Source organism: Micromonospora sp. U21 (assembly GCF_018070045.1).
GTDB lineage: Bacteria > Actinomycetota > Actinomycetes > Mycobacteriales > Micromonosporaceae > Micromonospora.
The window spans coordinates 104,474-115,177 of the sequence record NZ_JAGPYK010000021.1 but is presented as its reverse complement, the minus strand read 5'-3'; the positions used below and the strand labels follow the sequence as shown (position 1 = coordinate 115,177).

The window sequence follows — 10,704 nt, the reverse complement described above, 5'->3', positions numbered from 1 at the left end:
GGGGGGGCCCGGGGGCGCCGGCGGGCCCCCGCCACTCCGCGTATCTACTGCTGGCCCAGGTTGGAGTACCGACATGGATATCCGGAACACCGAACCGCGCCCGAGCCGTCGAGGCTTCCTCGCGTTGGCCGCCGCCACCGGCGCGGCCACCGCCCTCGGCGGCCTACCCGCCTTCGCCGCCTCGGCGGCTCCCCGGCGTCCCACCGGGTCGCCCCTGCTCAGCGGTGACGCCGCCGCGAAGAACCAACTCTGGTGGCAGGCGCCCGGCTCCGCCAGCTCCATGATCGAGCAGGGGCTGCCGGTCGGCAATGGTCGTCTCGGGGCGCTCGCGAGCAACGACCCCGCCCGTGAGCTTCTGATGATCACCGACGCCACACTGTGGACCGGCGGCCTCAACGACACATTGCAGAGCGACGGCCAGTTCCCCTACGGCCGCGACGACTTCGGCTCGTTGACCCTGCTGGCCACGCTCACCGTCGACATTCCCGGGCACGACCTCGGGACCGTCGACAACTACCGCCGCACCCTCGACCTGGCCCAGGGCCTGGTGACTGCCGCGTACGACGTCGCCGGCGTCGGGTACCGGCGGCAGGTCTTCGCCAGCCGCCCGGACGACGCGATCGTCCTGCACTTCTCCCAGCAGGGCCGTGGCGCCTACACCGGCACCGTCTCCCTGGCCGGCACCCACGGCGAGTCCACCGCCGTCGACCCCGCGGGTCGGTACGCGTCGTTCGGCGCCGCCTTCACCAACGGGCTGCGGTACGGCGCGGCCGTCACCGCGTACAGCACCACCGGGACGATCTCGGTCACCGGCACCTCGATCTCGTTCACCGGCTGCCGCGAACTGACCGTCGTCGTCAGCGGCGGCACCAACTACGCCCCCGACGCCGCCGCCGGGTTCCGCGACCCGGCCGTGGACCCCGAGCGCCTCGCCCGGACCAAGGTGCTCGCCGCGGCCCGCGAGTCCGCCCGCGACCTGCTGCACACCCACGTCGCCGACTTCCGTCCGGCGTTCGAGCAGTTCGCCATCGACCTCGGCACGTCGTCCGCCGCCCAGCGCGAACTGGACACCTGGGAACGGGCGCGGGCGCGCTGGCGGGACAACGTCCCCGACCCGGAGTTCGAGGCCGCGTACCTGCAGTTCGGCCGCTACCTGCTGATCTCCGGGTCGCGGGGCAGCCTGCCGATCGGCCTGCAGGGCCCGTGGCTGGACGGCAACGACCCGGACTGGATGGGCGACTACCACACCGACGTCAACATCCAGATGACCTACTGGCTCGCCGACCGGGCTGGCCTGTCGGACAGCTTCGACGCCTTCGCGGACTACTGCCTCGCGCAACTGCCGGCCTGGACCGACGTCACACAGCGGCTGTTCAACAGCCCCACCAACCGGTTCCGCAACTCGAGCGGCCGGATCGCCGGATGGGCGGTCGCCTTCTCCACCAACCCGTACGGCGGAAGCGGCTGGTGGTGGCACCCGAGCGGCAACGCCTGGCTCTGCCAGAACCTGTTCGAGCACTACGAGTACACCCAGGACCGCGCCTACCTGGCGAAGGTCTACCCCCTGCTCAAGGGTGCCGTGGAGTTCTGGGAGACCCGGCTGGTCACCACGACCGTCACCGACGCGTCCGGCGCCTCGCGGGAGGTCCTGGTCGCCGACAGCGACTGGTCGGCCGAACACGGTCCGCAGGACGCCAGGGGCAACACCTACTCCCAGGAACTGGTGTGGAACCTCTTCGAGAACTTCCACACCGCGTCCCGGGTGCTCGGCCGGGACGGCGGCTACGCCGAGACCATCGACAAGCTTCGCCAGCGCCTGTACCTGCCCGTGGTCAGCCCCACGACCGGTTGGCTGCAGGAGTGGATGTCACCCGACAACCTCGGTGAGACCACCCACCGGCACCTCTCCCCGCTGATCGGCCTCTTCCCCGGCGACCGGATCCGCCCGGACGACTCCACCTCCAAGGAGATCCTCGCCGGGGCGACGGCCCTGCTCACCGCGCGCGGCATGAACAGCTTCGGCTGGGCCAACGCGTGGCGGAGCCTGTGCTGGGCGCGGCTCAAGGACGCGGAGAAGGCGTACCAGCTCATCGTCAACAACCTGAAGCCGTCGACGAACGGCAGCAACGGCACCGCGATGAACCTCTTCGACATCTACGAGACGAACCCGGGCCGCGGCATCTTTCAGATCGACGCCAACCTCGGCACCCCCGCCGCGGTCATCGAGATGCTGGTCTGCTCACGACCGGGCCACGTCGAGCTGCTGCCCGCACTGCCCGCCGCCTGGGCGGCCGCCGGTTCGGTGTCCGGGGTGGGCGTCCGCGGCGGCTTCACCGTCGACCTGAGCTGGCGCGACGGCACGGTCACCCAGGCGAGGCTGACGAGCGTCGGTGGCCGCAGCACCACCCTGGTCGCCGGCGGCGCCACACGCCGGATCACCCTCAGGCCCGGCGAGTCCGTCACGGTGCGGGGCCTCTGATGCGGGTCCGGTACGGCTACCCGCGCCGACTGTCGGCGATCGCCGCCGCGCTGGTCACGGCGGTCTGCGTACCCCTGACGGCCCCGGCCGCGCACGCCCGGCCGTCGGCCGGGCCACCGCCGCGGCACGACGCGGCAGCGGCCCCGGCAGGTCGGGACCGGCACTTCGCGGTCACCTGGGCCGCCAGCGCCGACCGGCAGGGCGCCGGGCCCGCCGACCGCAGCTACCGACTGGTCGTACGCACCAGCGTCGGCGGGAGTGCGGTGCGCATCCGGCTGAGCAACGCCTTCGGCGAGCACCCGGTCACCTTCGCCAGCGCCCACGCCGGGTTGCAGCGGCAGGGTGCGGAGCTGATCCGGGGCAGCAACCGGCGGCTGACGTTCGGCGGGCAGCCCTCGGTCACCGTCCCGGCCGGCGAGACGATCCTCAGCGATCCGCTGCCCGGGAAACTGGCAGCCCAGAGCAACCTGGTCATCAGCCTGTACGTCACCGGCGCCCAGGGACCGACGACCGGTCACGGCATGGCCATGCAGACGTCGTACGCGACCGCGGGCGACCACGCCGCCGAGGAGGCGGCAACGAACTGGACCGACCCGATCGGCTCCTGGTACTGGCTGGACGCCGTCAGCGTGGAGACGCCCACGGCGATCAGCTCGGTGGTGACCCTCGGCGACTCCATCACCGACGGGTGGGCCTCCACCTCGGACGCCAACCGTCGTTGGCCCGACTACCTCTCCCGACGGCTCCAGGCCGCGCCCGACAGCCCGGTGAAGGGCGTGGCCAACGAGGGCATCTCGGGCAACAAGGTGCTCGCGGACGGCGCCGGACAGGCCGCACTGCGTCGGCTGGACCGCGACGTGCTCTCCCACCCCGGGGTTAGCACGGTGTTCGTGCTCGAGGGCATCAACGACATCAAGGCGCATACCGGCGTCACCGTGGACGACCTGGTTTCCGGTTACCGGGAACTGGTTGACCGGGCGCACGCGGCGGGCAGGTGCGTCGTCGGCGCCACGGTCATGCCGTACAAGGGCTGGTCCGAGTACGACGCCGCCGGTGAGGCGGTGCGTCAGGGCGTCAACGACTGGATCCGGCACGGGGGCGCCTTCGACGCCGTCGTCGACCTCGACCGGATCACCCGCAGTCCGTACGACCCGCAGGCGCTCCTGCCCTTCTTCGATGGCGGAGACCACCTGCACCCGAACGACAAGGGCATGCAGGCGATGGCCGACGCCGTGGACCTGTCGGCGCTGCGCTGCGACCGCTGAGCACATCTCGTCCGGACGGCCACGACGGTGACCGGCCGGACGGGCCGCTATCGGAGGATCCCGGCAAGCCCGGACAGGTCGGCGATCTCGTACGCGACCGGGGCATCGGTGGGCGCGTTCTGCCCCCGGTGGTTGACCCAGACGGCCCGGATGCCCGCCGCGTGCGCCCCACCCACGTCGGCGGTCAGCGAGTCACCAACGTGCAGCACCTCGTGCGCTTCCAGCTCAAGGGCGGCGAGCGCCCGACTGAACATGGCCCGGTCCGGCTTGTACGCGCGGGTGGCCTCGCTGGTCACCACTGCCGTGACGGCCAGCCCGTGATGCGCCATCGCCGCCTCCAGGTCGTCCGAGTCCACATCGGACACCAGACATATCGGCACGGTGGCACGGGACAGGAATTCGCGGGTGCCGGGCCGCAGCGGTGGCGAGCGCCAGTACCTGAACTGCGCCGCACACAGAGCGGCCGGGTCACCGGCGCAGCCGACGTCGGCCATCACCGAGGCCAGGCTCGACATCGCGCTGTCCCGCATCGAGCGGAACCGCGGCCCGGACGCGACAGCCTCGAACTCCACTCCCCACGCCGTCGCGACATCGCGGCCGGAGACCGGCACCGACGCGCGCGCGGCCACCCCGTCGGCGATGTCGGCCATCATGGCGTCGTCGTCCTCGACCACCGTGCCGTAGAAATCGAGCAGCAGGCCCTTGAGCATGATCGCACCCTATCCATCGCCGCTGACCGCCGAAGCGCTCGCAGGCTGGGGGCTGACACGCCCGGCCGGTACCGATAGCGTCCATCCCTGGACGATCACGGTCCGCCCGCCATCGCCGGAGGAGACGCCGATGTTCGAGGAGTTCATGGGCATCCCCGCCCACCCTCTCGTGCTGCACGCCGCGGTCGTGTTCGTGCCGCTCCTGGCCCTCCTGGCGGTCGCCTACGCGCTCGTCGCGCCGGTCCGGCCGCACACCCGTTGGGTGCTGGGGCTGCTCGCCCTGGGGGCACCGCTCGCCGCGCTGCTGGCGAAGCTCTCCGGTGACGCCTTCTTCGACCGCATGCGGGCCGCCAATCGGGTAACCCCGGAGTTCGTCCCGACGCTCGAGGCACACCAGCAGTCCGGCGACATCACGCTCTGGGCCACCATCGGGCTGGCGATCGTGGCGCTGGCACTGGTCCGGTTCGTGCCGCCACGAGCTGCCGAGGCGAGTGCGACCGGAGGCGACGGCACCGGCCGGGCGCTGACCCTGTCGTTGCAGGTGTTGTCGCTGGTGGCCGCCGGCGTCGCCCTGTACTACGTGGTCCGCACCGGCGACTCCGGCGCGAAGGCGGTCTGGACCGGTCAGTGACCTGACCAGGCGGTGCGGGTCAGCGTCGACTGGCCCGGTCGACGCCCTGGTGCACCCGCGCGGCGCGGTCGATCAGCTCGCGTAGCGCGCTCTCGTCGACGGTGTCGAGCCGCTTCAGGTAGAGGCATCCCTTTCCGGCGCGGTGTGGGCCGAGCCGTTCGAGGATCCGGGCGTACCGATCCTCGAAACCGCCCACCAGATAGACGACGAGGTGCTGTTTGCGCGGTGAGAAACCCACCAGTGGTCCGTCGCCCGTACGCCCGCTGTCGTAGGTGTAGTGGTAGCTGCCGAAGCCGACGATGCTCGGACCCCACATCACCGCCGGCTCGCCGGTCACCTCGGCCATGAGCGCGCGGAGCCGCCCCCCGTCGGCCCGCCTAGGCTCATCGGGAACCGCGGCCAGGAAATCGTCGACGCTGACCTCGGTCGGGACCGTCACCGGCTTTTTCGATGTCGCCATGACGGGATGCTCTCACCCCGGTACGACGAGGAGCCGCCACGCCGGTCCCGCCCCGGTCAGGCCGCATCCTCGCGCGCCCGCCAGGAGAGGGCGACGAGCCAACCCGAGATGATCACCGCTCCGACGGCGAAGCGGATGCTCGCGCTCTCCTCGCTCCACGGCAGGGCGGTGAGCACGAACGCGACGACACCGCTGCCGGCGCTGTAGGCCGCCCAACCCCGTCGCCCCTGGCCGGCGAACCGCCGGGCGAACAGCAGACCGGCCGCGATCAGCGACAGGAACGCGGCCGCGCCGCAGACCGTGTGCAGGATGCTGCCCGTGCTGGCCTGCGCGGGAAGCCCCGCCGGGGCGCCCCGCGGCCAGCCGAGCGCCGGGTCGGGCACGAAGATGCCGCCACCGAGCATCGCCGCCCCGTAGACACCGACCAGCACCGGCCCGACCGTGCCGGCCCGGCCCGGACGCAGCGCCCGCCACAGGCCCACCGCGAAGGCGACGGCCACCAGGCCGGTGCCCACGAACGCGACGACCTGCAACCAGCCGAGGTCACCGAGGGTGAGCGAGCTCAACGCGTGCCGGCGCAGGTCGAAACCGGATCTGGTGAAGGCCTGCCCGAACGACAGGGCCGGGAAGAGAACACCGGCGACCGTGCCGCAAACCAGCAGGTACCGGGTCCGCCGAAGTCGGATCGGCGTTGCCCCCTCGGGGACGGTGGTCAGGGACGTCATGGTCGTACCTCTCGCGTCGGCGTCAGGTCCTACCGTCACGACGAACGAGGCACCGCCGGATCGACACTGCCGACCGTTTTCCTGAGCATCCTGCTCCTCGTCTGGTGTGGTCGGACGCGACTGGAGGGATCGACGGAACGTCGGCCCGGACCTAGCATGGGCTGAATGGATCTTCCGGATCCACCTCGGCCGACCCCCGGCGACCAGCCCGACCGAAGGGAAACGCGCGTGCGTCGAACCCCCTTGGCACTACTCGGCGTCGGTGTGTCCGGCGCACTGCTGTTGAGCGCAGCACCGGCGGCAGCGGCGGCCCCGCCCGCGGCGCCCGCACCGACCGGCATCGTGGTCAGCGACGGCATGACCCAGCCGGTGTTCTCACTCGCCGACGCGATCGAGGAGCGGGTCTTCGTCCAGACCCCGGTGGACACCGACCACGACGGCCGCCCCGACCGGGTGGCGATCGACATCTCCCGGCCCCGGGAGACCGCCACCCAGGGCTTCAAGGTGCCGGTCATCTTCGAGCACAGCCCGTACCGCAAGGGCACCTGGGGCGACGTGCCCTACCCGAGCGTGCTGGTCGACGACCTGCCGCAGAACGGGCTGACCGACCGCTCCGGGCGTCGGGCGCTCGACGCGGAAGCCCAGCGGGCACAGGCGAAGGCCAACCTGCCGGGCTCGCTGGACGACTACTACGTGCCGCGGGGGTACGCGGTGGTCCTCGGCCAGAGCGTCGGCACCGGCGACTCGGACGGCTGCCCGACCAGCGGCGACCAGGCCGAGACGCTCGGCACCAAGGCGGTCATCGACTGGCTGAACGGTCGGGCCAAGGGGTACGACGCGAACGGCGCCCCGGTCACCGCCGGCTGGACCACCGGCGCGGTCGGCATGACCGGCGTCTCCTACAACGGGACGCTGCCCAACCAGGTGGCCACCACCGGTGTCCGGGGCCTCAAGACCATCGTGCCGGTCTCCGCGATCAGCAGCTGGTACGACTACTACCGCGCCAACGGTCTGGTCGTCGCCCCCGGGACGTTCCAGGGCGAGGACACCGACATCCTGGCGCAGTACACCGCCGGGCAGGCACGGGCCGAGGGGCCCTGCGCCGACGAGATCGCGCAGATCACCGAGGAGCAGGACCGGGTCACCGGCGACTACTCGACGTTCTGGCAGGACCGCGACTACCTCGACGCCCGGGATGTGGAGGCGAGCGTCTTCGTCGTGCACGGCCTCAACGACTGGAACGTGAAGACCGAGCACTTCGCCGGCTGGTGGGACGAGCTCGCCAAGCGCCACGTACCGCGCAAGATCTGGCTGCACCAGGGCGGGCACGGCGGCCCGGGCAGCAGCGCGTCGGTGACCCTGCCGGACGGCCGGACGTGGACGTACAAGCAGACCGAGAACCGCTGGTTCGACTTCTGGCTGTGGAACGTGCGCAACGGGATCATGGACGAGCCGACCGCGGTGCTGCAGCGGGAGGACCGGGCCTACACCACGTACACCAACTGGCCCGACCCGGCCGCCCGGACGGTCGGGCTGAGGTTCGCCGCCACCGACGCGACCTCGCCGGGGGCGCTCACCACGGGTAGGCCGCCGAAGGCCCGGGTCGAACAGGGCTTCGTCGACGAGGGCCGGACCATCCACCCGGACACCCTGATAGCCAATCCGGACACCGCCAGCCCGAACCGGCTCGCCTACCGCTCCCCCGTGCTGACCCAGAACGTCCGCATCTCCGGACGCCCGGAGATGCGGCTGCGGATGGCGATCGACAACAAGCCGGACGCGAACCTCACCGCGTACCTGGTCGATTACGGTCCGGCCGGCTCGACCGCCGCGCCGACCGTGGTGACGCGGGGCTGGATGGACCCGCAGAACCGCAAGGGCCCGGCCCGCACCGAGCCGGTGAGGCAGGGCAAGCTGTACGACTACCGGTGGACCCTGGAGCCGAAGGACTACATCTTCCCGGCGGGCCACCGGATCGGGGTGGTCGTCTTCTCCAGCGACCAGGAGTACACCCTGCTGCCGCTGGGCGGCACCGAGCTGCGGGTCGCGCCGAACGACAGCGAGCTGCGGCTGCCCGTGGTCGGGGGACGCGCCGTACTCGGCTTCTGAGTTCACTCTTCCCACACGGTGGGGCGGTCTGACCTTCTCGGGCCGCCCCACCCGTGCGTCCCGGCCGCTGCTGGACCTCCCCCTCCGTCCGGCGTTTGGCGGGCTGCGGCGCGGGAAGACCTCGCCGATCGGGCCGGGCGGCCCGCCGGCACCTGTCGCCCTGCACTGCTGGCGACGCCGGCGTTCCCCGAGGAGGAGTGACGATGACACGCAGGACGATCACCCCGGCGCGCAGGTCGACCGGGCCGGCGAAGGCCACCGAGGCGAAGAAGATGCCGCCGAGCCGGAAGGTCGCGGCGAAGAAGGTCGCCACCGCCACGAAGCGGGCCACCGGTGCAAGCACGGCCAAGGCGGCCGGCGAGAAGCCCACGCCGACGACGCCCCGCGTCGCGCAGAAGAAGGACACCTCCGCCACCACAGCCACGCCCACCCGCAGGCCGACGACGAAGGCGGCCGGGGCCAAGAACGCTCCGCCGAAGAAGGCGCCCGCGACGAGGGCTGCCGCCAAGAAGGCGCCCGCGAAGAAGGCTGCCGCCAAGAAGGCCGCGCCGGCCCGGGCCCGCACCGCGTCCGCCACGAGGGCGCCGGCCAAGAAGGCGACCACGATGGAGTCGTTCGGTAACCGGCGTACGGCCCGGAAGGCATGACGGCCTCCTGATCGGCACGGCGCCCGCCGGCATCACATCGCCGGTGCGGTCAACTCGACGGAAGTTCCTCGGGCTGGCCGGCCTCGCCGAGGTGGCGACCTGCTGGTGTGGTCATCGCGCGAGCCGAACACGCCAGCCACGCCGCGAAGTCCAGCGACCCGGCCTGGCCGCCTTCCTGACGCTCCTCGGTGGACGCTCGACGGAGGCTGCCGAGCACGCCGTGATCACCCGCACTCGCCGGCCGCACATTCCAGTGCTTCCTGTCGAGCTGCCCCAGACACGGGGCGCGTCGCCCCCTGACCAGGGTTGGCGGCCGATCTGGTCGCCATCCGACCGCCATGCCGGGTTGAGGGCCACTTGATCGAGGCGGGTCCGGGGCGAGGTCGACATTCAGCGTTATACCTCTGAGTCATAGTTATGACTTTGAGGTATAGGGCTTTCAGCCAACTGTCCCGGCCTACTCGAGATGCGCCCGCGGCTAGGCCACCAGCTGACCCACTCACCAGCACCAGCAGACAAGGGTCGGACCCCAACCACGGGTCCGGCCCTTTCGCGTCGTCATTTCCACCAACTGCGGCACGTATTGACAACTGTCGAGTCCAGGGTGAGGCTTGTCTTGTGAGAGCGCTCTCTCGCACCCCGGCTCAACAGACCAACCCACCAGTCTGGCCAGGGAAAACTCCGATGTCTTCGGCGGCGGCGCCGGAGCTGTTCCTGGACCCGTCCCCCGACAGGAGTCACGAGATGGACAGGGCCGCACCCCTCTCCGGCATCCCCCGCCGGCTGCGCCTCGCCACGGCGATCGGCGCCCTGCTGGCGCTACTCGGCACGTACATGGTTTCCACCACGGCCCGGGCCGACGCCGCCCCGGGCGTCAACGCCATCCGGGTCGCGGAGTTCCCCGCCGACTGCACGTACAGCCACCGGCTGCCGGACGACCCGATCATCTTCCCCGGGCTGCCCGGGGCCTCGCACATGCACAGCTTCTTCGGCAGCACGGTGACGAACGCCCACACCACGCTCCCCGATCTGGTCAACTCTCCGACCACCTGCAACCCGCGGACGGACGTCTCGTCGTACTGGGTGCCCACCCTGTACAACAACAACGTGCCGGTCGAGCCGACCATCGTCACGTTCTACTACCTGGGTGAGGGCGTACGCGCCGACGTCGTCGCGGCCACCCAGCCCATCCCGCAGGGACTGCGGATCGTGGCGGGCAACGCCAGGGCGACCGGGCCGAACGAGAGCATCGCCCGCTGGTCCTGCCTGCACGCGGGGCAGGTGCCACCGTCGAAGAACTTCGTCACCTGCCCGGCCGGCACGATGATGGAGTCGTACCTGGACTTCCCGCAGTGCTGGAACGGCCGCGACCTGGACTCACCCGACCACAAGAGCCACATGGCGTACCCGGTGAATCAGGCCTGCCCGTCGACGCACCCGGTGCACGTGCCGAAGCTGCGGCAGGTGCTGCGGTACCCGGTCAACGGCAACCCGGCGCAGTTCCGGCTGGCCTCCGGTCCGGGTTACACGATGCACGGCGACTTCTTCAACGCCTGGCCGGTGGCGGAGATGGCGCGCCGCGTGCAGGACTGCATCCGTCCGGTGATCAAGTGCGGGCACGACGGCCGGCCGATCTGAGCCGACACGTTCGCATCGGAGGGCGGGTCCGGTCACACCG

9 protein-coding genes are annotated in these 10,704 nt (G+C 71.3%); 6 read left to right on the top strand and 3 right to left on the bottom strand.

Annotated features, from left to right (window positions below; all coding sequences use genetic code 11):
* The first annotated feature begins 73 nt into the window (after positions 1-73).
* Positions 74-2,479, top strand: a complete 2,406-nt coding sequence (locus KBX63_RS24560; protein ID WP_210914890.1) for a glycoside hydrolase N-terminal domain-containing protein — start codon at positions 74-76, stop codon at positions 2,477-2,479.
* Positions 2,479-3,744, top strand: coding sequence for an SGNH/GDSL hydrolase family protein (locus tag KBX63_RS24555; RefSeq protein WP_210914889.1), 1,266 nt, complete (start codon positions 2,479-2,481; stop codon positions 3,742-3,744). The genes KBX63_RS24560 and KBX63_RS24555 overlap by 1 nt, the downstream gene beginning before the upstream one ends.
* 47 nt (positions 3,745-3,791) lie before the next feature.
* On the opposite strand, the gene KBX63_RS24550 is transcribed toward KBX63_RS24555, so the two are convergent.
* Positions 3,792-4,454, bottom strand: coding sequence for an HAD family hydrolase (locus tag KBX63_RS24550; RefSeq protein WP_210914887.1), 663 nt, complete (start codon positions 4,452-4,454; stop codon positions 3,792-3,794).
* 130 nt (positions 4,455-4,584) lie between these two features.
* Here KBX63_RS24550 and KBX63_RS24545 point away from each other — a divergent pair, with 130 nt between their 5' ends.
* Positions 4,585-5,085: a DUF2231 domain-containing protein gene (locus KBX63_RS24545; protein ID WP_210914884.1), complete on the top strand. Its 501-nt coding sequence runs from the start codon at positions 4,585-4,587 to the stop codon at positions 5,083-5,085.
* Between the two features lie 19 nt (positions 5,086-5,104).
* Here KBX63_RS24545 and KBX63_RS24540 read toward each other — a convergent pair whose 3' ends face one another.
* Positions 5,105-5,545: a DUF1801 domain-containing protein gene (locus KBX63_RS24540; RefSeq protein ID WP_210914883.1), complete on the bottom strand. Its 441-nt coding sequence runs from the start codon at positions 5,543-5,545 to the stop codon at positions 5,105-5,107.
* Positions 5,546-5,601: 56 nt separating this feature from the next.
* Complete coding sequence (locus tag KBX63_RS24535; protein WP_210914881.1) at positions 5,602-6,270, bottom strand: DUF998 domain-containing protein; 669 nt, start codon at positions 6,268-6,270, stop codon at positions 5,602-5,604.
* 228 nt (positions 6,271-6,498) lie between these two features.
* Between KBX63_RS24535 and KBX63_RS24530 the strand changes: the two genes are divergently transcribed.
* The 3 genes from KBX63_RS24530 (at position 6,499) to KBX63_RS24520 (ending at position 10,664) form a co-directional block, all read left to right on the top strand.
* The gene (locus KBX63_RS24530; RefSeq protein ID WP_307871821.1) at positions 6,499-8,379 is read left to right on the top strand and encodes a Xaa-Pro dipeptidyl-peptidase; all 1,881 of its coding nucleotides are present in this window, start codon (positions 6,499-6,501) and stop codon (positions 8,377-8,379) included.
* A 203-nt stretch (positions 8,380-8,582) separates the two neighbouring features.
* Positions 8,583-9,026, top strand: coding sequence for a hypothetical protein (locus KBX63_RS24525; RefSeq protein WP_210914874.1), 444 nt, complete (start codon positions 8,583-8,585; stop codon positions 9,024-9,026).
* Positions 9,027-9,710: 684 nt separating this feature from the next.
* Positions 9,711-10,664, top strand: a complete 954-nt coding sequence (locus KBX63_RS24520; RefSeq protein ID WP_247662998.1) for a DUF1996 domain-containing protein — start codon at positions 9,711-9,713, stop codon at positions 10,662-10,664.
* Positions 10,665-10,704: the final 40 nt, after the last annotated feature.